The organism is Mesorhizobium sp. ArgA1 (assembly GCF_053714375.1).
The window spans coordinates 136,270-158,570 of the sequence record NZ_JBSKBQ010000008.1 but is presented as its reverse complement, the minus strand read 5'-3'; the positions used below and the strand labels follow the sequence as shown (position 1 = coordinate 158,570).

General features: G+C 61.0%; 24 protein-coding genes and 1 tRNA gene. 19 read left to right on the top strand and 6 right to left on the bottom strand.

The annotated features are described in order from the left end of the window. Positions 1-22 precede the first annotated feature (22 nt). Entirely contained in the window at positions 23-1,834 is a 1,812-nt protein-coding gene (gene ade / locus ACWGTI_RS18980) for an adenine deaminase (RefSeq protein ID WP_454588525.1), read from the bottom strand. Positions 1,835-2,223: 389 nt separating this feature from the next. Between ade and ACWGTI_RS18975 the strand changes: the two genes are divergently transcribed. Together ACWGTI_RS18975 and ACWGTI_RS18970 are read left to right on the top strand one after the other, a co-directional pair. Next, positions 2,224-3,075: an alpha/beta fold hydrolase gene (locus ACWGTI_RS18975; protein WP_454588524.1), complete on the top strand. Its 852-nt coding sequence runs from the start codon at positions 2,224-2,226 to the stop codon at positions 3,073-3,075. 115 nt (positions 3,076-3,190) lie between these two features. Beyond that, positions 3,191-3,853, top strand: a complete 663-nt coding sequence (locus ACWGTI_RS18970; protein WP_454588523.1) for an outer membrane protein — start codon at positions 3,191-3,193, stop codon at positions 3,851-3,853. 408 nt (positions 3,854-4,261) lie between these two features. Here ACWGTI_RS18970 and ACWGTI_RS18965 read toward each other — a convergent pair whose 3' ends face one another. Both ACWGTI_RS18965 and ACWGTI_RS18960 read right to left on the bottom strand, forming a co-directional pair. Next, entirely contained in the window at positions 4,262-5,014 is a 753-nt protein-coding gene (locus tag ACWGTI_RS18965; protein ID WP_454588522.1) for a hypothetical protein, read from the bottom strand. Positions 5,015-5,034: 20 nt separating this feature from the next. Continuing rightward, positions 5,035-5,119 (bottom strand) — tRNA-Leu (locus ACWGTI_RS18960). A gap of 374 nt (positions 5,120-5,493) precedes the next feature. On the opposite strand from ACWGTI_RS18960, the gene ACWGTI_RS18955 reads away from it, so the two are divergent. The 6 genes from ACWGTI_RS18955 to ACWGTI_RS18930 all read left to right on the top strand — a co-directional run bounded on the left by ACWGTI_RS18955 (position 5,494) and on the right by ACWGTI_RS18930 (position 11,612). Next, entirely contained in the window at positions 5,494-5,898 is a 405-nt protein-coding gene (locus tag ACWGTI_RS18955; RefSeq protein ID WP_454588521.1) for a hypothetical protein, read from the top strand. Positions 5,899-5,962: 64 nt separating this feature from the next. Beyond that, the gene (locus ACWGTI_RS18950; protein WP_454588520.1) at positions 5,963-6,193 is read left to right on the top strand and encodes a hypothetical protein; all 231 of its coding nucleotides are present in this window, start codon (positions 5,963-5,965) and stop codon (positions 6,191-6,193) included. 54 nt (positions 6,194-6,247) lie between these two features. Continuing rightward, positions 6,248-6,511, top strand: a complete 264-nt coding sequence (locus ACWGTI_RS18945) for a DUF6953 family protein (protein ID WP_454588519.1) — start codon at positions 6,248-6,250, stop codon at positions 6,509-6,511. 602 nt (positions 6,512-7,113) lie between these two features. Continuing rightward, complete coding sequence (locus ACWGTI_RS18940; protein ID WP_454588518.1) at positions 7,114-7,896, top strand: hypothetical protein; 783 nt, start codon at positions 7,114-7,116, stop codon at positions 7,894-7,896. 1,518 nt (positions 7,897-9,414) lie between these two features. Then, positions 9,415-9,621 (top strand): hypothetical protein, encoded by a 207-nt coding sequence (locus ACWGTI_RS18935; protein ID WP_454588517.1) that lies wholly within the window; start codon positions 9,415-9,417, stop codon positions 9,619-9,621. Positions 9,622-10,106: 485 nt separating this feature from the next. Continuing rightward, entirely contained in the window at positions 10,107-11,612 is a 1,506-nt protein-coding gene (locus ACWGTI_RS18930; protein WP_454588612.1) for an HAL/PAL/TAL family ammonia-lyase, read from the top strand. A 21-nt stretch (positions 11,613-11,633) separates the two neighbouring features. Here the strand turns inward: ACWGTI_RS18930 and ACWGTI_RS18925 are convergent, their stop codons facing one another. Further along, positions 11,634-12,212 (bottom strand): NUDIX domain-containing protein, encoded by a 579-nt coding sequence (locus ACWGTI_RS18925; RefSeq protein ID WP_454588516.1) that lies wholly within the window; start codon positions 12,210-12,212, stop codon positions 11,634-11,636. 133 nt (positions 12,213-12,345) lie between these two features. Between ACWGTI_RS18925 and ACWGTI_RS18920 the strand changes: the two genes are divergently transcribed. From ACWGTI_RS18920 to ACWGTI_RS18905, 4 genes are all read left to right on the top strand, one after another. Continuing rightward, positions 12,346-13,443 carry an NADH:flavin oxidoreductase/NADH oxidase gene (locus ACWGTI_RS18920; protein WP_454588515.1) on the top strand — a complete coding sequence of 366 codons (1,098 nt, stop codon included), beginning with the start codon at positions 12,346-12,348 and terminating at the stop codon, positions 13,441-13,443. Between the two features lie 122 nt (positions 13,444-13,565). Further along, positions 13,566-13,880 carry an SH3 domain-containing protein gene (locus ACWGTI_RS18915; protein WP_454574084.1) on the top strand — a complete coding sequence of 105 codons (315 nt, stop codon included), beginning with the start codon at positions 13,566-13,568 and terminating at the stop codon, positions 13,878-13,880. A gap of 73 nt (positions 13,881-13,953) precedes the next feature. Beyond that, on the top strand, positions 13,954-14,232 hold the full coding sequence (locus ACWGTI_RS18910; protein ID WP_032891817.1) for a DUF982 domain-containing protein: 279 nt from the start codon (positions 13,954-13,956) through the stop codon (positions 14,230-14,232). A gap of 42 nt (positions 14,233-14,274) precedes the next feature. Then, positions 14,275-14,514, top strand: coding sequence for a DUF2188 domain-containing protein (locus ACWGTI_RS18905; protein WP_454574085.1), 240 nt, complete (start codon positions 14,275-14,277; stop codon positions 14,512-14,514). 30 nt (positions 14,515-14,544) lie between these two features. On the opposite strand, the gene ACWGTI_RS18900 is transcribed toward ACWGTI_RS18905, so the two are convergent. Further along, positions 14,545-15,516, bottom strand: coding sequence for an alpha/beta fold hydrolase (locus ACWGTI_RS18900; RefSeq protein WP_454588514.1), 972 nt, complete (start codon positions 15,514-15,516; stop codon positions 14,545-14,547). 168 nt (positions 15,517-15,684) lie between these two features. Between ACWGTI_RS18900 and ACWGTI_RS18895 the strand changes: the two genes are divergently transcribed. The 7 genes from ACWGTI_RS18895 (at position 15,685) to ACWGTI_RS18865 (ending at position 20,126) form a co-directional block, all read left to right on the top strand. Further along, positions 15,685-16,425: a competence/damage-inducible protein A gene (locus tag ACWGTI_RS18895; protein ID WP_454588513.1), complete on the top strand. Its 741-nt coding sequence runs from the start codon at positions 15,685-15,687 to the stop codon at positions 16,423-16,425. A 99-nt stretch (positions 16,426-16,524) separates the two neighbouring features. Then, entirely contained in the window at positions 16,525-17,358 is an 834-nt protein-coding gene (locus tag ACWGTI_RS18890) for a universal stress protein (protein ID WP_454588512.1), read from the top strand. Positions 17,359-17,497: 139 nt separating this feature from the next. Then, positions 17,498-17,998, top strand: coding sequence for a xanthine phosphoribosyltransferase (gene gpt, locus ACWGTI_RS18885; protein ID WP_181061551.1), 501 nt, complete (start codon positions 17,498-17,500; stop codon positions 17,996-17,998). A gap of 207 nt (positions 17,999-18,205) precedes the next feature. Then, a complete protein-coding gene (locus tag ACWGTI_RS18880) occupies positions 18,206-18,703 on the top strand; it encodes an NUDIX hydrolase (protein ID WP_454588511.1) in 498 nt (165 codons plus the stop codon). A gap of 207 nt (positions 18,704-18,910) precedes the next feature. Next, positions 18,911-19,231, top strand: coding sequence for an ArsR/SmtB family transcription factor (locus tag ACWGTI_RS18875; protein ID WP_142864953.1), 321 nt, complete (start codon positions 18,911-18,913; stop codon positions 19,229-19,231). Further along, complete coding sequence (locus tag ACWGTI_RS18870) at positions 19,228-19,692, top strand: SRPBCC family protein (RefSeq protein ID WP_454588510.1); 465 nt, start codon at positions 19,228-19,230, stop codon at positions 19,690-19,692. The genes ACWGTI_RS18875 and ACWGTI_RS18870 overlap by 4 nt, the downstream gene beginning before the upstream one ends. A 20-nt stretch (positions 19,693-19,712) precedes the next feature. Next, the gene (locus ACWGTI_RS18865) at positions 19,713-20,126 is read left to right on the top strand and encodes a GFA family protein (protein ID WP_454588509.1); all 414 of its coding nucleotides are present in this window, start codon (positions 19,713-19,715) and stop codon (positions 20,124-20,126) included. A gap of 49 nt (positions 20,127-20,175) precedes the next feature. Here ACWGTI_RS18865 and ACWGTI_RS18860 read toward each other — a convergent pair whose 3' ends face one another. Continuing rightward, positions 20,176-21,981: an ABC transporter ATP-binding protein gene (locus ACWGTI_RS18860; protein WP_454588508.1), complete on the bottom strand. Its 1,806-nt coding sequence runs from the start codon at positions 21,979-21,981 to the stop codon at positions 20,176-20,178. Positions 21,982-22,301 lie beyond the last annotated feature (320 nt).

Genomic DNA, 22,301 nt, shown 5'->3' with positions numbered 1-22,301 from the left:
CAGCGCCGGGGTATCGATATACCTAAACAAACAGATCGACCTTCTGGAACGTCGTCACGTCGATCAGGCCGACATCGGAAATCCTGAGTTCGGGAATGACGACCAGCGCCAGAAGTGAATGCTGCATGTAGGCGTTGTTCAGGGAACAACCCATCTTGCGCATCGCCTCGGTCAGCTTTTCGGCCTTGGCGGCGACGATCTCGGCGCGCTCGTCCGACATTAGCCCGGCGATCGGCATTTCGACCAGCGCCAGTTCCTTGCCTTTTGAGAACAGCACCACGCCGCCGCCGACCTCGCCCAGCCGGTTGACGGCCAGCGCCATGTCTTCCTTGTTGGTGCCGACGCAAATGATGTGGTGGGCATCATGCGCCACGCTCGACGCCAGAGCGCAGTCGCCCATATAGCCGAAGCCGGAGACGAAGGCGTTGGTGACGCTGCCTGTGCCCCTGTGACGCTCGACCAGCGCGATCTGGCAGACATCGTTGCGGCGATCCATGGCGACCAGCCCGTCCTCGACAGGCAGGTCGGCCTCCAGTGCCCGCGTCGGCGCCTGGTTCTCGATGACGCCGATGACCCGCACCCGCACCTCGTTGGCGCCCTTGGGCGCGACGATGTCGAAATCATCTGCCTTGAGCTTTTTGCCGAGCTTGACCGTGTTCTTGGCCGTCTTCGGGTAGTTGTAGGCCGGAATGTCGGCTTCGAGCTTGCCGCTTTTGGCCAGCCTGACGCCGCGTCCGTAGACCTCGTCGATGGTCATTTCGGCAAGATCGGAAACGATCAGCAGATCGGCGAGCCGCCCCGGCGCGATCGAACCGATCTCGCGCTCGAGCTTGAAATGCTGGGCGGTGTTGAGCGTCGCCATCTGGATCGCCGTCACCGGCTTCAAGCCCTGTTGAATGGCGTGGCGCACCACCCGGTCCATATGGCCTTCATGCACCAGCGTGCCGGAATGGCTGTCGTCAGTGCACAAGATGAAATTGCGCGGGTCGATGCCGCTCTCGGTCACCGCCTTGATCTGCGAGGCAACATCGTACCAGGCCGAGCCCAGCCGAAGCATCGCCTTCATGCCTTGGCGCACGCGGGCAATGGCATCCTCGGCCCGGGTGCCCTCATGGTCGTCCTCCGGTCCGCCGGCGACATAACCGTGGAACGGCAGGCCGAGATCGCGCGAGGCATAGTGGCCGCCGACCGTCTTGCCGGCCTTGACCGTCGCGGCGATCTCGCCCGACATCACCGGATCGTTGGCCACGACACCGGGGAAATTCATCACTTCGCCGAGCCCGATGATGTTCTCCCAGGTCATCGCCTCGGTAACGTCGGCGACAGTCAGTTCGGCACCGGCATGTTCGAGCCCCGGTGCCGACGGCACGCAGGACGGCATCTGGACGTGCACGTTGATCGGCATGGCGACAGCTTCGTCGTGCATCAGCCGCACGCCGGGAAGCCCCAGCACATTGGCGATCTCGTGTGGATCAATGAACATGGATGTGGTGCCGTGCGGAATGACGGCGCGGCAGAACTCGGTCACCGTCACCATGCCGCTCTCGACATGCATATGGGCATCGCAAAGGCCGGGCACGAGATAGCGGCCGCCGGCATCGACCACCTTGGTGCCCTGGCCGATGGCGTGGCCGGCGTTCGGCCCGCAATAGGCAAAGCGGCCGCCGGCTATGGCAATGTCGGTGCCGGCGATGATCTCGCCCGAATGCACGTTCACCCAGCGCCCGTTGCGGATGACGAGATCGGCGGGTTTGCGCCCGGTCGCGACATCGACCAGATGCGTCGCCATCTCGGTCCACGGTTTGGGTTTCGTCGCCGATGCCTGCTTGGCCATGAAAGACTCCTGTTTGCCCGACTGTGCCAAGCCGGCAAGGTTTTGACCAGCGATTGCGGACGAAATCCGCTCGATGAGATGCATTGGCGAATGCGCCGCACCTGCTCACCCTGGCGATGGCAAGCGTCAACGGCGCGATCATTCAACGTGATTTGTGGCGGCAGTTATGCTATAGTGTTGGGCATGGTGCTGATTTGCGCCGACAACCCGCCGCGAGGCGGGTTTTTTGTTGCGATTGCCGTCACGGACGCGTTGCCGCATGGCGGCATGAAATTTCAATTCATGTCACCAGGTCGAAACCCCGTTCGTTGACTCCGCGCTCGGGAAGGCCGTTAAATCGACCCCCGAGACCGAAACGGCCCGAGGCCGAAACCTCCTGAGGGGAAGTCATGACCCGGATCCTGCAAGCATTCGCCTTCGTCACCCTGTTCCTGATCTCGGCCGGCTTTGCATCCGCCGAGGAGCGCTGGCTGACGCTACCGGAACCGGCAGCGATGCCCAAACCCGAGCAGAGCGGCTATGCGCCGGTCAACGGCATCCAGATGTACTACGCCGTTTTCGGCAAGGGCGATCCGGTTCTCCTCATCCATGGCGGGCTTGGCCACGCCGACATCTGGGCGAGCCAGGTGGCGACGATGTCCAAGACCCACAAGGTGATTGTCGCCGACAGCCGCGGCCATGGCCGCTCCACCCGCACCGAGCAGCCTTACGGCTATGACCTCATGGCGTCCGACTATCTGGCCCTGCTCGACTACCTCAAGATCGACAAGACCGCTCTTGTCGGCTGGAGCGATGGCGGCATTATCGGCATCGACATCGCGCTGCATCATCCGGAGCGGTTGACCAGGCTCTTTGCGCAAGCCGCCAATGTCACCACCGATGGCGTCGATCCCGGCGTGATGACCAACAAGACCTTTGCCGCCTACATCGAACGCTCGGGGCGCGACTACAAGAAGATGTCGAAGACGCCGGACCAGTACGATGCTTTCGTGGCGCAGATCAGCCACATGTGGGAGTCGGAGCCGGCCTGGACCAAGGAACAGCTCGGCAAGATCACCACGCCGACGGCGATCGTCGCGGGCGATCATGACGAGGCGATCAAGCGCGAACACACCGAATACATGGCCTCCGTCATTCCGGGCGCCAAGCTTATCATCCTGCCCAACGCCAGCCACTTCGCCATGCTTCAGGCGCCGGATGAATATAGCCAGGCGGCGCTGGACTTCATCGACGCCAAATAGAGCATAGCGCGCAGCAACAGGCGCTTTTCGATTGTTGAACAATGGGTTCCGTTTTACAGCGAATAGAGCTACCTTGCTGCAAGGAGTCTTCTGAACCGCCATTTCGGAGAGTTCGATGCGTGGTCTGGCGATAACCAGTGCCGGATTTCTGATCGCTCTGGCCGCGCCGGCTTTTGCCGCCGACCCGATGGCGGTACCGATGACCGAACCGGGCTTCGACTGGACCGGCTACTATGCCGGTCTGCAAGCGGGTTATGGCTGGGGCCAGTCCGACATTACGGGAACGGAAGGCGCGCCGTTTTCCAGCACGCCCGACATAGACGGCGGTTTCGTCGGCGGCCATGTCGCCGGCCTGTGGCAGTTCGACCAGGCGGTGCTCGGCGCCGAGGCGGAGCTGAACTATTCCTCGATCGACGGCACGGCGGTATCGGGCCTGGGAAGCACATTTGGCGCCGACATCAAGTGGTTCGGGTCGGTCAACGCCAAGGCGGGCTTCGCCATGGACCGACTGCTGGTCTATGGCGTTGGCGGCGTCGCCTTTGCCGGCATCGAAACGTCGCAAGTCGCGGGGGCGTCGTTCGCCAGCACGCGCACCAACGTCGGCTGGACCGTGGGTGCCGGCGTCGACTACGCGCTGACCGACAAGTTCATCGTCGGCGCGCAATATCGCTACTATGATTTCGGCTCCGAGCACTATGACGTACCGGCACCCTTCACCGATCGCGACCAGGACGTGAAGCTGAACGCGGTCGGCATCAACCTCAGCTACAAGTTCTGATCGTCCTCAGCGACTGAGATTTTCCTCGCAACCTGTTGTTTTAAAATAGCGAAGCATCCGTTGTAGGCCCGAACGGCGATTGCCGGCAAAAGATGGCTTGACGGGTTTTCGCTGGCGTCTGAAAAGGGCTGGCCTGCGGACGTGGCGGAATTGGTAGACGCAAGGGACTTAAAAAGGGGATATTTTGTCCGTCAATCATTTCAGATACTTAGGTCTCGCCTCTTCTTCGGCGAACAACACTTGATTGTGTTGGCCATTTCATCCACCCAGGATTGAGACGACCAACTAGTTGTTTTTGCTAATGTTATTGTCCCCTAACGTGCAACATTCCCACTCAAGCACCTGTCGCACGCCACCATGGCCTATGTGGGAAAGTCTGTGGGGATTTTGCTTGTTGACGAAGCGGTTTCATAGGCCTGCTCGCTTTGCTAGTTCGCGATAGCTTTCAGTTAGCCTGACATTGACTTCATAGGCTTTGAACGCGGAAGCGATCATCGCAGCCGACATCAGACTTCGATAGACGTAGTTCAGAAAATCGGCGATGGAAGTCTCATGGCGTGGCGTCCCGCTAACTCCTGCCAAATGGAACGAAGGAGGACGTCCGCCAAAGATGTCGAGGATATGAACCGCAGCTCCGTGTACAAATCCGGAATAGGCTTTGTAGACGCTTCTAGAAACCGCCTGCATCGTTGAAGGATTGCCACCGCTGAATGTCCGAGCAACGTAAGCTTGGATTTTATCGCGGCTGACCATTCCGCGCTTCTGTGTCGAGTTGATCGCATCTCCCGGAATGTCGAACTCCTCTTGCCAAAATTGGTTTAGATAGTCCGAGTGTATGCGCTCTTCCTTACCTATCGTCAGTGGTCCACAGAGTAGGGCGATGTCTTCGGAGGTCTCGTCTAGCCACCTCTGCAGGCCACCCACTTCCATTACGTGGCCTGCGTCCAATAGAAGTTTTGCGCCTCGAAGGGTGCTGATTAGTCGCGCAAGCTTGAGGATCAAGGCTTGCTGGACGGTCCTCTCTTGATAGCGATAGGTGAAGCCGTCGAGATATTTTTGGCGCTGTGGTGATGGCACCAACTTCTCAAACTCGCCAAAACCCCATGACATCTCTGCGATTGCAAAGTCGTAGTGGCCGTTTAGTTCCCTCAAAGTGATCATGGAGACATCGCCGATCTGGGTGGTGCGGGCGGCGGGACTTGAACCCGCATGGCCGAAGCCTCCGGATTTTAAGTCCGGTGTGTATACCAATTTCACCACGCCCGCAGTTGCGGCAGACTTAGGCGGCCCCGACTTGTTTGGAAAGCGAAAAAGGCATTCCCACATGCGGTATCCGAGTGGGGATTAGGTGGGAAATTCCCACCCTTCGAGGGAGAATGTGGGAGAGCTAGACGCTCAGACCCTTGGCCAGCAACGAACCGGGCAACCACGCAATAGACTTAAAATCCCTCGATCTCTGATCGTACGGGTTCGATTCCCGTCGTCCGCACCACGTTGAAATTATCTACTTATTCCAATTATACCGTTGCGACAGGCTACCCTGATGGAACTTCGTGTGGGTAGCCGCCAAGGTAGCCGCAGCCACCCATCGACGCCGATTTCAGAAAACGCTAATGAAAGACAGGAAGGGAGGATATGCGATGGCAAAGGACAACCAAGGCTACTGCAAAACGCTAACTGAAGCGTATGCCAGGTTGGGAGCAACGGTACGCAATCCTAGGCGGACGTGGTCCACGATTTCGGACGACGGGAAGTCTGTGATCGTCACTTTGTGGACGGATCGCTTCTTAGATGTCGAGCAGACCAAGTACAGCACCTTTGGTCTGCCTGGCAAAGGATGGATGCACCGATTTGAGAACCGCCGTCGCGTAGAGCATCTGCAACACGCCTTGTCAAAGCGTGGCGGCCTGTTCAGGTCTATTATCGTGACATCGAACGATAGCGCCCACAGCCGCATCATAGCCCGAAGCGTCGGGCCTCAGATGCGGGTGACCGACATTGACGCTACGACCGGCCAATTCAAAGCAGAACTGGCGTTAAGGTAGAGGAAGAAAAATGCCCGCAAAAAAACCGGCTCGCATGAGATACGGACCGAAGGATTTGACACCAATGGCTGAAGAGCTTGCAGAGGCCATTCGGCAGTTAGCGAACATGGCGAAAGCGGAACAGTCGGAGGGAGCGCACGAGATTGCTGCTTCGGCTCTAGAAACGCTGGCAAAAATGGACGAGGCCCGCGTTAAAAAGGAAACGAAGGACAGGCGGTCGGCTGCAATTCGGCGGTCGCTAGATGAGATGTGGAGTTCTGGCCAATTGGGCGGTCCTAACTCGGCGACCAAGTAAAACGCCCCGCCCCTGTTCACGCTTTAAACCATTTTGAGGGGACTGATAAAGAAAATGACCCCGCTTGAAGGTGCTGAGCTGATGCTCGGAGCGCTAAACCAATTTGGCCATCTAACCCAGGTTGACGCCGTAAATCGTTTGCAAATGGAGTCTCAAGAAGACTGCGTCTATTGGAACGCCAACGGCAACATGGCGATAAGACCGGAGGTTCTCAAAGAGTTCAATCGACTTACGCCTAACGCTGTTTGGCTGCGGGCTTCTCGCTATTGGCGGCCCCGACAAGAGGGCGATCAACCGGGCCGCTCGCAGCCCTGGTAAGAAAGACCCGCCACCGCGATGCAGCGGGCCGTTCGCATTGTTAAGCCGAAAAATCATGCATTTCCGTTTTCCCAGCCGTCGATCATAGCCTTTGCCCGTGCAAGGCAAACCAACTCGCCCTCTTCAATCGTTGCCTGAGCAACATCGCTTTTGGCCAATGGACTCCCCGGCGCCCACATCAGTGCGTGCCATCCGCTAGTCTGTTGAGTTTGAATTCGCCACCCTTTGTAACGATGAGTTGGCATCCTTGTCGCTCCTAACTGCCCTTAAAGTGAGCGCAATAGATCACCGACGGAACTTGCTCGGCAAGACCTCGACCTGGGTGATGGTAAATGAGTTTGAGCGGATTGGCCGGGCCAAATCACAGGATGCAGCGTCGGCGCCTCTCGCACATCTGGCGGTGGCGGATCGACGTGATTGGGCTCCCGGGATGACTCCTCGTCGGGCCGGCGATTTTGCGTCCCTGACGGCCCGAGGTCGATCGCATATCTTATGCGCAACGCGCCTAACGGGACCACTTCTGGACAATTTATCGAAATAGTCGCAAAGCTCGGCCGCGGATCAAAAAGACATACTTCCCTCACGAAAGCATGTCCTCACCAATGAACCAAGAAGCACCGGTTCCTTTGTCAATCAAGCCAGCGAGGCGCTCTGGCTGGGTCATCTTTGGTGCAATCGTAAGCATTTCTTATCTCGGAGGCATAGTTTTCGTATTGATCAGTGACAATGTCGAGGCAGCACTCCACCTTAAGCAGCCGGTCGAGTTTACATTGAACACTCTCGGCGACTTTCTCGCTGGAGTATGCGCGCCGCTGGCGTTCTTATGGCTGTTTGTGGCGACGATGGTTCAGTCGCAGGAGCTTGCGCTACAGCGCGAAGAATTGAGCCTTACAAGGCTTGAGTTTCAGCAAAGTCGGGAGGTGGCCAAGCAGCAGGCCGCAGAGGCCAAAAGCCAAGCAGCGTTTATAGGAGCACAGACAAAGATAATTCAAAGTGGCGAGATCGATAAGTTGATAGACGTTCGAATAGACGGTTTCATGCGGATGCAATGGAGCTTGGGAGCGATAATTGCCTCGACCGAAAACAGCGAGGTAAATAAGATCGTTTTGGGGGTCAAGCCCGACCGTGAGCTATCCTACGCGTCGGAAGCGTTTGTTTCTTGGGCCGACTCCGCAAAGCGGTGGGAGGATAAGAACTACAAGATCTTCTATGAATTTGAGAACCAAAAGGAAATTGCAATTGGAGACGTGACCTGTCAATTGCAGAGCATCAGCGACAATCTCGACAAAGCGTCAGAGCAGAAGAAGGCCGAGTTGGAAAACGCTGGTTTCATCCCGCTTTTGGACGCACTCAAGTATCTGAACAACGTCGCAACCCCGCGCTAGAGCCGATTGAGTCACACAACACTCCTTCCCGGTCGCCAGGCCGGCCGTCAGGCCTTCTTATCGCCGTTTGGATTTGGTACCGGCGCCTCGCGCACATCTCGCGGTGGCGGGTCGACATGTCGAGGCTCTGGCGATGCGTCCTTGTCAGAACGGACAGGCGTCTTCCCCGGACTGGGTTTCGGCGGCGGATCTTTGATTTTGCCTTGCATCCCAAAGAACCGATATAGCCACTCTCTTGTTCCCACACATGCCCTGATATTTTAGCAGCTGCGAAACAAAGCCCCTATTTCCGCGTTGAGATGTCGTCCACGATGGGGAGACACTCGCAAATGGATCCGGCAACTGCAGCAATGATGGTTCTGCTGTCGTGCAGCCCAAGTCAGGCTGTCTGCAAACCGCTCGATACATCGCCGGCCATGATGTTCGTATCCCTTGACGAATGCCAGGCAGCTTTGGCCAACAGGCTCGCAGGCGCCCCCAATGGAGAGATCGTGGGGCAATGCCGTTCGGTCGACGCATCCGCAACAGGTTCCCTTCCTGCCGGGTATAGGACGGTCGTTGTCACGCGAGGCATGGGAGCGAATGCGGTGAGCAGTCGCTACATCGTGCAGCACAAAGACTGAAGCCCGCCGAGGCCCGCCACCGTCAGGCAGCCGCACGGCCGCCCGAGCTACTCCAACGGCGGCTCTTCGCTCGGTGGAGTCAAAACGGTAATATCCATCCTGGCGATTGTCGATGCGGCGCGCCCCTGCGCACCAGGATCTGTGTCGCCACTTTCTGCCACCATAGCTTTGGCGCGATGTCCTACGCTGTCTGCGCTTTTGCCTGGCGCAAATACCTCGCCCGGTTCTGTCTTTGCGGGTTTCGGTTGAGTTTCCTGCCGATGTTGATTTCCAATCGCCGAGACCATTGATAGCTCCGCTTGGTGAGGCCGTGACGATACCTGTCAAGGCTGTAGCGAGCCTGACCATTGCAAACTGCCCGCCACCCGCGAGGCGCGGGCTTTCCGATCGCCAACGGGCTCGCCGGTAGGTCGGCGCCCACGACGTCGACTAGGGACTGGGTGTAGAGTTCAACCTCAGCCCCTTGATGTAGCGCCAGTTTCGCCCGACAATAGGGAACGATTTCGCCCGCCATGTGTTAGATGCCCATGAATCTCGCGGACCCAGGACCCAGAATGCCAGCCGATCTTCAGACGATGCGACTCGCCGATGCCCAGCAGCGCATCAAACAGACCGAGCTCGCGCTTGTACGCAGCGAACAAATGGTGGCTGAGAACCTCGCCCTGTGCAGCAGGATACGGTCGGCGAGGCGGCGTGTCATGAAGCCCGGCGGGCGTCTGGCGACAATCGACCCCAACAACCCCGAAAGAGTTCGCACAATGAGCGCGGCCCACTCCGGATAGTGTCGAGAGGGGGCCGGCAGCCTTGGCGGAGATCGGCCAATACGTCGCAGGAACCAAAGCTTTCGGCAGGGGTTGGTGTTGCGAAGGGACCGCAACCCAAAGGAAGCGGAACAATGGACCTGATGGACCTGGAACTGGCCAGAGCACGACAGCGCGTGGGCCGGGCAAAGTTGGATCTCGAACGCGCTGAAAACCTCCTCGATGAAGACTGCGGCGTCGCCATGAATCTCGCTTTGTGTTGCCGAATCCGCTCAGCGCAACGGCGCGTGGTCGAGGCCAAGAAGCGGCTCACGAAGATCGATCCCAGCAAGACAAATTGATCGGTCATTTCGACCCCCGAGAATGCCCCGTCGATCGCCAGGCGCTACTCGCGCTGCTCGTGATCAGTGGACGCGGCACTTCGAAAAGCCTACTGACGAGCTCAAAAGCCTACCGAAGAGCTCAAATGTCGAGATAACCGGCGGCCACAAGCATTGCCTTGTATCGTCGGGCAAATCGGCTGGGCAAACGACTGAGGTACCTCGAGGCGCCAATATCCCAATGCGCAGTTCGCTAGGATTCGCGGGGCAAGCCCGATAATGCAAGCGCTGGAATGGAGCCATGGTTCAGCCGAAAGCGGCTTCAGCTTCAGTGGCGGATCAGGGTTTTATTACCCGTGACGTCGCTACAGTCGCATCAATCGGCGATTCCATCGTCATTATGCATCGCGGTTGTGCGGTACGGAGCCAAGAGCAAGGTTCTCACCCAGCCTTTCGAGCCAGCCAACAGCGCTTGCGCAACCGCAGCGCTATTTTCGGAACGACCAATGGCAATAACGATAGATGGCAAGGCCAGCTGGCGCGACATCGCGCAAGTGAGCGAGGGCGAATCCCTGGCGCTCAGTCCGGCAGCGTGGGAGAGGATCGCCTTTGCGAACCGGATCGTAGCGGCCATCGTCGAAAAAGGCATCCGCGCCTATGGCGTGAACACCGGGGTTGGCGCATTGGCAAGCAAGGTTGTGGCGCCTGCGCTGCAAAAGAAACTGTCGCGCAACATCATTCGCAGTCACGCATGCGGCGTCGGTGACCTGGTGCCGCGACGCGGCGTGCGCGCCATCGTTGCCGCTCAAGTGGCAAATTTCGCGCATGGACATTCCGGCGTAAGCCCTCAGATCGTTCGCAATCTGCTCACCTTTATCGAGCGCGACTGCGTTCCCGATGTGCCATCCCGGGGATCGGCCGGCTATTTGACGCACAACGCGCATGTGGCCCTGGTCTTGATCGGTGAAGGCAGCGCAACCGTGGCAGGCCGCTCGATGAGCGGTCTGGAAGCGCTTGCCGAAATGGGCCTTGAGCCCCTGGAGCTTGGCGCGAAGGAAGGCTTGAGCCTCGTCAATGGCACGGCGTGCGCCACCGGCCTGACAAGCATCGCCGTTCAGCGCGCGGAGCGCCTGTTGGGATGGGCTGACGCCGCGGCCGCTTTGACACTTGAAGCCGCGGGCGCACAAATGCCGGCCTTTGGCGAAGCCATCCTGGCGATGCGGCCCTCGCCTGGCATTCAGGATGTCGGCAAATCGTTGCGTGGCTGGCTCCACGGCAGCGAGCTAATCGCGCTTGCTCACGGCAGTCGCACGCAAGACGCGCTCAGTCTTCGAGCCGTGCCGCATGTTCATGGCGCCGCCCGCGAGGTGTTGGACCGGTCCGCTGTGTTGGTGGACCGTGAATTGGCTGCCGTCACCGACAATCCCGCTGTATTCGGATCGTTGAACGATCCCCAGGTTGTTTCAGAGGCACATGCGGTGGCGCCGGCGCTCGGGCAGGCAGCCGACGGCCTGACCATCGCTTTGGCGCAGGTCGCTGGAATGAGCGAGCGTCGGATCGACCGTCTCGTCAATCCTCTGGTCAACAATCTGCCGGCCTTCCTTGCCGATGAGGACGGCAGCAATTCCGGCTTCATGATTGCCCAATACACCGCCACGTCGCTGAGCAACGTCAACCGGCGCCTAGCCGCCCCGGCGGCGACCGACGGCGGCGTCACATCCGGCCTGCAAGAGGACTTTCTTGCTCACCCTACCGTCGCCGCCAACAAGCTGCTCGCCGTTATCGACAACGCGGAATACATTCTGGCGATCGAGCTCATGGCTGCCGCGCAGGCCCATGATTTCCTGGCGGGGCGCGGTGCGCGGGCGCCCGGCACCGACACCATCTACCGCATGGTCCGGGAAAACATCGCGCACTATTCCGACGATCGGCCCCTGTCCGGGGACATGGAGGAATTGCGCAACTTCATCCGCGAAATGGACGTGCCGCCCTGTCCCCAGCATACCGTGTGAGGCACGTCGAGCTTCGCGGAGCTAGCCCTTCATCGGATACAGCTTCAGATGCTGGATCAGGATGATGGTCTTGGCATCGATGATGCGGCCGTCGGCGATGCCAGCCAGCGCCTCGTCGAGCGGCATTTCCAGCACCTCGATATCCTCGCCCTCGTCCGCCGCGCCGCCGCCGGCCGAAATGCGGTCGGCGGGTGAATAGCGCGCCACGAAGAACCACAGCCGTTCGGTGACGCTGCCGGGGCTCATATAAGGCGAAAACAGCCGCTCGATGTTCTTCAGATGATAGCCGAGCTCTTCCTCAGCCTCCTTCAGAATAGCGGTTTCCGGATCGTTTTCGTCGAGCAGGCCGGCGCAGGCCTCGATCAGCGATTCGCGGTGACCGGTGACATAGGCGGGATAGCGGAACTGCCGCACCAGAAGCACCGTCTGACGCTGAGGATCGAAAGGCAGGATCACCGCGCCGTCGCCGCGATCGTAGGTCTGGCGAATCTGCGTCTCCCACTGCCCGTCGCGCCGGCGATAGTCGAGAACGGTCTTCTTCAGGACCGCCCAGTCGTCGGACAGGACTTCCTCCGAACGGATGCGGATGCGATCTTCCATGCGTGAACTCCATGCTGTCGGCGCCATGGCGTAACCGCGAACCGCTTCCCGCGCAACCGTTTCACCGCGTCGTGTCTGGTGCCGGCAACTGCCATCGCCTACATAGCTGAAGCCCCCTGTCCGGAGTTTTTTGATGACCGCAGCGCTTTTCCAGCCGATCACCCTCGACGGCCTGACCTTTCCGAACCGCATCGCAGTGGCGCCGATGTGCCAATATTCCGCCGACGATGGCTCGGCCAGCGACTGGCACCTCTATCACTGGATGAACCTGGCGATGTCGGGCGCCGGCATGGTCACCGTCGAAATGACCGATGTCGAGCGGCGCGGCCGCATCACCCATGGATGCCACGGCCTCTATTCCGACGACAATGAGGCGGCTGCCCGGCGCACGCTGGATGCGGCCAGGCGCGTCGCCGCCCCGGAGACAAAATTCGGCATCCAGCTTGCCCATGCCGGGCGCAAGGCCTCCAACAGAAAGCCCTGGGAAGGCGGCGGTCCATTGCAGCCGGGCGAAGATCCCTGGCAGACCGTCTCGGCTTCGGCTATCGCCTATGACACCGGCTGGAACGTGCCGCATGCGCTGGAGGAGGATGAAATCCTGCAGCTCATCGAGCGCTTCACTCAAGCCGCAAAGCGGGCCGAGCGAGCCGGCTTCGACTTCCTCGAACTGCACGCCGCGCACGGCTATCTGATCTTCCAGTTCCTGTCGCCGCTTTCCAACCAACGCACCGACCGCTGGGGCGGGTCGTTGGAGAACCGCATGCGTTTCCTCCTCGAGATCGCCAAATCGGTGAGGAAAGCCGTTCCAGACCTGATGCTTGGCGCACGCCTGTCGGTAAAGGACTGGGTCGATGGCGGCTTCGACGTCGCGGACGCGATCGAGGTGGCCAAGGCGTTGAAAGCGCTGGGCATTGCCTATCTCTGCTGCTCGAGCGGCGGCAATTCGCCGTTGCAGAAGCTGCCGATCGGCCCCGGCTACCAGGTGCATCTGGCCGAAGCGGTGCGCAAGGGCGCCGGCATCCCGACGCGGGCAGTCGGCCTGATCGACGATCCCGCCCAGGCCGAAGCGATCGTCGCCGACGGCCGCGCCGATATGGTGGCGCTGGCCCGCGCTTTCCTTGCCGACCCGCGCTGGGGCTGGCGCGCCGCCGCCACCTTTGACGAGAAAATCCATCCGGCGCCGCAGCTCGCCCGCTCGGTAACGACGATGCAGCACTGGATGAAGGACTGAGAAGCCTGCACCGGGGGACGCAAACGCATCCGCTGGACAGGTTGCCGCAGCTTCGCTTTAATCCATCCCGCAATAGTCCCTGGGGCAAGGCCGCCTTGGCGGCCGGGGTTGGGAGCAAAGTCATGGCATCAAGGGCAATCTATCCCGTGGCCGCCGCTCTGGTGGTCGCGCTGTCGTTCGCCGCGTCGTCTCCGGTCGGCGCGCAATATTGCGAAGGCACGGTGCACGGCCTGTCCAGGCACTACGATCTGGATACGGGCAGCGGGTTTCTCGCCGTTCGGGCGCGGCCGAACTCGTCGTCGCGCATGATCGGCCAATTGTTCAACGGCGATCACACCGAAATCTTCGACCGGCGCGGCAACTGGTACCAGATCGACTTCAAGGGCCGGACCGGCTGGGCCAACGCACGCTGGCTGCGCAACGATTGCGGGTACTGAGAGGCCTCTGAGACGTTTGGGCGCAGGCTGACCGCCACTTTTGCAACCAAATTGGCTGCTTTGCGTTGCGGCCATCATGGATAACAAACCTTTTGAAACGCCCGTCGTGGTCGAACTCGGCCATGTCGGCAAATATCGCCAGATCCGCAGCACCCAGGAAGCGGCGGAGTGCCTGATGACGGTCTGGCCGCTCAATCGCGGCCCGCGCCATCGTGATGCTCTCGACACTTGCCTCAAAGTGCTGGAAGGTTATCGTTCGACGGCCGATGCGCGCCGGGCATTGATCGAAGCGGCCAAGGAATCGGAAGTGCTGGTTCCGGAAGACCGGCTGCCCGACGCCAAATTGCATTGAAGAACGGACCGCATTGAACGAACGGACGAACCGGAGGATTTCATGGCGAAGCTGACTTACAAGATCGTCGAGCATGACGGGGGCTGGGCCTACCAGGTCGGTTCGACATTCTCGGAGACATTCCCCACCCACCAGGACGCGCTGCGCGCGGCCGAGATCGCCTCGGCCGAGCAGCAGGTCGCCGGCACCACGGACGGCATCCAGTATGAGGACGCCGACGGCAAGTGGCACGACGAACTGGCCGACGGCCGCGACCGGCCGCAGACCGAAGTTTCCGACTGATTTCTTCTCGTCGCCAGCAGCCTGACGGGCTCAATCCGGCGCGAATGCTCGCTCGGCGATACGCTTGATGAAAGCGATGACGCGGTCCGGCTCGACGAATTGCGGCATATGGCCGAGGCCGTCGACGGCCTCGAAATCGAGCCCTTCGATCCTGTCCTTCATCGGCTCTCCATGGGTGCGCACATCAATGACGCGGTCGACGGTTCCGAAGAAAATGCCGGCCGGTATGGCGATCTCACCATAGAGCCGCTCGATGCGGCCAAGATCCTCTTCGAGAGCCACGAAATCGGTAGAGGTCGCATGGAAATGGCTTGGCCTCAGCCCGAGCCATCCGCCTCCATCGACCATGTAGTCGGCGGGAACAGGTTGCGGCGCGAAGATGCACTCCATTGTCGGCTGCGCATATCTGAGACTTGTCGGTATCGCGACCGTATAGGCCATGATCCAGCGCCACAGGGGCGAACGGATGTAGAGCAGGCCCGCCTTTTCGCGCACGCCGGCTTCCAGATGCGTCAGCGGCGCCAGCAAGGCGATGCCGGAAATCGCGTCGGGATGGTCCACAGCCATGGTCAACGCGACGGCGCCGCCCAGTGAGTGCCCGACCACAAGCGGCCTTTCCAGGCCGAGCGTTTCGATGAATCGCCTTATGATCTCGGCCTGTTCAGGCAAGCGGCCGCTGGCTCCTCTCGGCCGCACCGAATGGCCCGATCCCGGGCGGTCAAGCGCAATCAGCCGGTAGCCCGGGCCAAAGCGTCCGAACAAAGTGTGCCTGAAATGATGGAGCTGGGCACCAAGTCCGTGCACGAAGACGATCGGCCTGCCCTCGCCCTCGTCCACATAGTGGATGCGGTTGCCGTCGATCTCGACGAACCGTCCATTAGCCGGCACCAGCCTTTCGGCCTTGACGGCAATCCAGAGCGTCGCCGCCACCAGGCAGGCGACGATGACGAGAGCCAGTAAGAACAGGCCAGCGACAAGCCATGGCAGAATCGATACCAGCATTTTTCACCCGGGAGCGGACCGGCGCGCACCATCACCCACTGCCGAACGCACGGCAAGGCAGGTGGCGGCTTCCGTCGGCATTGCCGCCCGTTCCATGTCGCGCTATCTCAGGCAACCTTGTTTGCCCAAGACGGTCCTGCCTGTCCTGCGCCCTCACCGGAGCCTTCCATGCCTGAAATCGTCACTGCCGCCATGCTCGTCATCGGCGACGAGATTCTCTCCGGCCGCACCAAGGACAGGAACATCGGCCACCTCGCCGACATCATGACGGCCATCGGCATCGACCTGAAGGAAGTGCGCATTGTACCCGACGAGGAGGACGAGATCGTCGCGGCGGTGAACGCCGTGCGCGCGCGCTACACCTATGTCTTCACCACCGGCGGCATTGGCCCGACGCATGACGACATCACCGCGGATTCGATCTCCAAGGCCTTTGGCGTGCCCTGCGAATACGACGCCAAGGCCTATGCGATGCTGGGCGAGAGCTATGCCGCGCGCGGCATCGAATACACCGAAGCGCGCAAGCGCATGTCGCGCATGCCGCGCGGCGCCGACCATATCGACAACCCGGTCTCCGTCGCGCCCGGCTTTCGCATCGGCAATGTCCATGTCATGGCCGGTGTGCCGGCGATCTTCCAGGCCATGCTCGACAATGTCGTGCCGACGCTGAAGGCCGGCACAAAGATGCTGTCAGCCACTGTCCATTGTCCGTTCGGTGAAGGCCTGATCGGCGGCCCCCTGGGCGACATCCAGAAGGCGCATCCCGACACGATCATCGGTTCCTACCCGAAATATGGCGACGGCAAATTCTGGACGGAATTGGTCGTGCGCGCCCGCAGCCAGGAGGCGCTGGATTCGGCGCGTGCCGATGTCGAAGCGATGGTGGCCGGCTTCACTGCGGCCAATTGACCTTCGGGTTTGCGGCCCATCGCCGAGCCGGAACCAAGCGCCGTACTCTGACGTTTTCTTTCGGGCGCGCCATGCGCCGGCAGATTTGAGGGATTCCCGATGCGCTTCAAGACCATCGTCGCCATATTGCAGAACGAACAGGATGCCGAGCGCGTGCTCGACTGCGCCATTCCGCTTGCCGATCGGTTCGAGAGCCATCTCATCGGCATCCATGCCGAAGCGCTTCCCGTTCCCTACACCTCGGCCACCGGTTTCCCCGACACCGAATTCCTACAGGTTTCCGCCGACATGAACCGCGAGCGCGCGGAAAAACTGCAGGCGCTTTTCCTCGGACAGATCGAAAAATCCGGCCTGTCCTTTGAATGGCGCAGCCTCGAGAGTTTTTCCGGCGACAGCGCGCTGACCGGCATTTCCAGCGTGCGCGCCGCCGACCTGATCATTGCCGCGCAGCGCGAGACCGGCGGCGATCCGAGCGCCGATGTCGACACGCTGGTCTACGATGCCGGCCGCCCGGTGCTGGTGGTGCCGCACGAAGGCCCGCTCGTCACCACATTCAAGCATGTGCTGCTGGCCTGGAACGGCAGCAAGGAGGCCGCCCGCGCCGCCTTCGACGCCCTGCCCTTCATCATCGAAGCCGAGAAGACCGACATTCTGGTCATCGATCCGCCGGATACGCTGGACGACAATCCGGAAGCCGCCGGCTCGGAGATCGCGGCCGCACTCTCCAGGCATGGCGCGACCGTCAGTGTGTCGGTGCAGACATCGGGCGGCGACTCTGTCGATGACGTCATCCAGACCCGGATCGCCGAGACCGGCGCCGACCTTCTGGTGCTCGGCGCCTACAGCCATTCCTGGCTGCGCCAGCTTTTGTTCGGCGGCGTCACCCGCACCGTTTTGCGCACCGTGCCGGTGGCGGCTTTCCTGTCGCGCTAAATCGATCGCCCTTGCCAAGGCCAAGGCTTTCCGGCTAATTCCGCGCGCATTCGGCTCTGAATTAAAAATAGAGCATGATGTCGTCCGAAAACCGCGTCGCACTTTTCGGCATCATGCTCGCGCGCGGAGTGCACCAGCAATGTCCCTTCCTGAAAAAGCCTTTCCGGTCTCCTGGGACCAGTTCCACCGCGACGCCCGTGCGCTCGCCTGGCGGCTTGCCGGCGCCAACAAGGGTCAGTGGAAGGCGATCGTCTGCATCACCCGCGGCGGACTTGTCCCCGCCGCCATCATCTCGCGCGAACTCGGCATCCGCGTCATCGAGACGGTCTGCGTGGCCTCCTATCACGACTACACCAGCCAAGGGCAATTGCAGGTGCTGAAGGAGATCACGCCGGCACTGCTCACCGATGACGGCGCCGGCGTGCTGATCATCGACGACCTCACCGACACCGGCAAGACCGCAGGGATCGTGCGCGCCATGATGCCCAAGGCGCATTTCGCCACCGTCTACGCCAAGCCGAAAGGCCGGCCCCTGGTCGACACCTTCGTCACCGAAGTGAGCCAGGACACCTGGATCTACTTTCCCTGGGACATGGGTTTTACCTACCAGAAGCCGATCGCCGACGATCACGCCGGCTGATTCGCAGCCCCCCTTTATCTGCCCAAGCGGCAAGGCCCGCGCAGTTTGCTGTGGAAACTGGCGCGCCAAGACACAATATTCTGTTGAATCGACACCTGTTGGCGGATTTTGACGGGTTGGTGTGACGTTTTTTACTTTTATAACTTACACTCCGCCGTAAGATTCGTATGACGGCAAACGATTCTGAGGGCTGGGGTAGCTTCTCCGATGCTGACGAGACCAACGACGCACAACCACATGGCCGAAAGGGTCCAGCGACTCTTCGGCACCGCGCCGTGCCGTCTGCAGGTTGCCGCGCTACCTTGGCGCACCACCGAAAACGGCATCGAAATCATGCTGATCACCAGCCGCGACACTGGCCGCTGGGTACTGCCGAAAGGCTGGCCCGAAGCCAGGGAGCCGCTCTGCGAGGCTGCCGCGCGCGAGGCCGGCGAGGAAGCCGGATTGCGCGGCAAGATTTCGCATTTCGAGGCTGGCCGCTATTTCTACGCCAAGGCGTTGGCGTCCGGCGAGGAAGTGCCTTGCGAAGTGCTGGTGTTTCCAATGCAGGTCGAGCGCGTTTCCGACCGCTGGAAGGAAAAGCGCGCGCGCACCCGCAAATGGGTCAACGCGGCAGAGGCCGTGCGCATGATCAACGAGCCGGATCTCTGCCAGATCATCACGCATTTCTGCGCGGACCCGCAGAAATTCGTCGCTAGGACCTAGACGCAACTCCACAGCCACCAGAGCATGTTCTCATGCGCCCGCATGGGATGCCTGCCTATTGATCCCATTCGATGCTTCGCCCGCGGCGCCATCGATCCGACTCTTATCCGACATCGACAAGATCCCCACCCTTCCCGGCCACGATTGGCTGCGAGTTGACATGCAGGCATTTACCTGCATATTATATCTACAAGATGAGTGAGACCGATGGACGCCGACAAGGTTTTCAAAGCGCTGGGCGACCCAACCCGCAGAAAGCTGCTCGATCTTCTGTGTGAGAAGAACGGACAGACGCTGGGCCAGCTTTGCGAAAATCTCGACATGGCAAGGCAATCCGCGACGCAGCACATCGATCTTTTGGAAGCGGCCAATCTGATCAGCACGGTCAAGCGCGGCCGCGAGAAGCTGCATTTCATCAACCCCGTGCCGCTGCACGAAGTCTACGAGCGGTGGGTGCGCAAATTCGAACGGCAGCGGCTGAGCCTGCTGCACGACCTGAAGCAAGAACTCGAAGGAGACGACCAATGACCCGAGAAACCACCAGTTTTGTCTACGTGACCTACATCAGATCGACGCCGCAAAAGGTGTTCGAGGCCATAACCAAGCCCGATATCGCCAAGCGCTACTGGGGCCACGAGAACGTCTCCGACTGGAAGCCTGGCTCAAAATGGGAACACATCCGCGCCAATGACGAGCGAACCGTCGAACTCGTCGGCAAGGTGGTCGAAATCTCGCCGCCGACCCGTCTGGTCATGACCTGGGCCAACGCGTCGCAAGCCGACGACCCGACCAAGCACAGCCGGGTGACGTTCGCCATCGAGGAATACGACACCATGGTCAAGCTGACCGTCAGCCATGACGAACTCGAAGCCGGCAGCGGCATGGCCAAGGGCATCAGCCAGGGCTGGCCGGCCGTGCTGTCCAGCATGAAATCCTTCCTCGAAACCGGCAGCGGCATCGACCTGTTCGCCAAGCCGAAATCGGCCTGACTGCCAGCGGGAGAATCACAATGACCAAGCGCTATACCGGCGGCTGTGCTTGCGGCGCGATCCGTTACGAAACCAGCGACGAGCCTATCTTCCAGAACCACTGCCAATGCAACGATTGCCAGAAGCGCAGCGGCACGGGCCACGGATCCTATCTGACCTTCGGCCAGCGAGCCGATATGGCAATCACCGGCGAGGTGAGCACCTGGCGCATAGCGAGCGCCAGCGGCAACGAAAAGATCCACGCGTTCTGTCCAACCTGCGGAACGCCGGTCTTTCTGATATCCGTCGCCATGCCGGAGCTGATAGCGGTCCACGCGGCCAGCCTTGACGATCCTGGCCAGTTCGATCCGCAGGTGGTCACCTACACCGTCCACAGCTATGCCTGGGACAAGATGGACCCGTCCTTGCAGCCATTCGAGCGAATGCCCGGATAAACACGCAGAGCCCTATCCGGATTCCCTCGGATGGGGCTCTGCATTCAGCTCAGACAACCAGACCCTTGGTCAGTTCCAGCGCCTGGCGTTCAAACAGGCGGCGGTAGATGCCGCCCTTGAGCCTGATCAGCTCGTCATGCGAACCTTCCTCGACAATCTTGCCGCGATCGAACACCAGGAGCCTGTCCAGCGCCCGCACCGTCGACAGCCGGTGGGCGATAACCAGCGTCGTGCGGCCGACCATCAGCCGCTCCATCGCCTGCTGGATCAGCACCTCCGATTCCGAATCGAGGCTCGATGTCGCCTCGTCCAGGATCAGGATGCGGGCATCTGCCAGGAACGCACGCGCGATCGCCACGCGCTGACGCTCGCCGCCCGACAGCTTCACGCCACGCTCACCGACCAGCGTGCCGTAGCCCTTCGGCAGGCTGATGATGAAGTCGTGCGCGCTGGCGAGCTTCGCGGCATGCTCGATCTCGGCATGCGTGGCGTCCGGCCGGGCATAGGCGATGTTTTCCGCCAGCGAGCGGTGGAACAGGATCGGCTCCTGCTGGACGACGGCGATCTGCGCGCGCAGCGACGCCTGCGCCACGTCAGAGATGTCCTGGCCGTCGATCAGGATCCTGCCGCCGCTGACATCATAGAGTCGCTGGATCAGCTTGACGAAGGTCGTCTTGCCCGAGCCGGAATGACCGACCAGTCCGACGCGTTCGCCTGCCGCTATCTCCACCGAAAAGTCGCGGTAGAGCGGCAGGCGATGGCTGCCATAGTGGAAGGTTACGTCGTCGAAGCCGACAGCGCCCTGCGTGATCCGGATCGGCTGAGCGCCGGGCCGGTCCTCGATGCCGAGCGGTACGGACTGGAAGTCGACCAGTTCCTCCATGTCGTTGACCGAGCGCTGCAGGTTGCGGATATGCGTGCCGACATCCCTGAGATAACCCTGCAGCACGAAGAACGACGTCAGCACGAAGGCGACATCGCCCGCACTCGCCTGCCCCCAGGCCCACAGCATCAGCGACAGCCCGATCACCGCCGTCCGCAGCACCAACAGCATTGCGCCTTGCGTCGTGCCGTTGATGGTGCCGCGCACCCAGGTGCGGCTCGTGCGCGACCGCCATTTGGCGACGACCTTGGCGAGGCGCTTTTCCTCGCGCGTCTCGGCGCCAAAACCCTTGACCACGGCGTTGCAGCTCACCGCATCGGCAAGCGAACCGCCAAGCCGTGTATCCCACCCATTGGCGAGCCGCGCCGCGGGCGCGACATAGCCGAGCGACAGCGTCGCCGTAGCCAGGATGAACAACACCGAGCCGACTGCTACGACCAGTCCCATCGCCGGCCAGAACCAGCCGAGCAGCAGCGTCGAGCCGACCAGCATGGCGACTGATGGCAAAAGCGCGATCAGGATCGTGTCGTTGAGCAGGTCGAGCGCCCACATGCCGCGCGTGACCTTGCGCACCGTCGATCCGGCAAAGCTGTTGGCGTGCCAGTCGGTCGAGAAGCGCTGGACACGGTGGAACGCGTCGGCGGCGATGTCGGCCATCATCTTCAGCGTCAGGTCGACCAGGCCCATGAAAGCGAGGTTGCGCACCACCAGCCCAGCCAGCGCCAGGCCAATGAGCGCAAAGAAAGCCGCTACCGCCGCATTCCAGGCGATGTCGTCGGCCGCGGCACCACTGGCGACGGCATCGACCAGCCGCCCCGAATAGAGCGGCGTCAGGACGTCGGCTATGGTCGCCAGCAGGAAGCCGCCCATGACCAGCGAAAGCCGCCACGGCTGGCGCCGCCAATGGCTGAACGTAAATCCAAGAACGCTGCGAAACGCGCTTGCGCGCAGATCGATTCGAAAACGAGCCATGATGTCATCCGGGCGCAAAAATGCCCGGTCCCGGTAAGGTCGAAAATTGAAAACCGCGCTGGGCAATTCGCCCGGGGCTGCGGAGGTTCGGCATAGGTGGCGGCGCGCCCTGGATATCGGGCGGCGACCGGCATCGGCAGAAGCCTGTACTCGACCCGGCATCGGCGCGAAGGGCAAACCTTCGCCGGACGCCGGTAGAGACCTAGGCTTCGCGGCCTCGCATTACCATGTTGACTACTGCCATTCGGACCTCCCGCAAGACAATTGCGGAGGCGTCCTTATAGAGACGCTCCATCGGATCGCCAAGAGCGAGCGCGCTG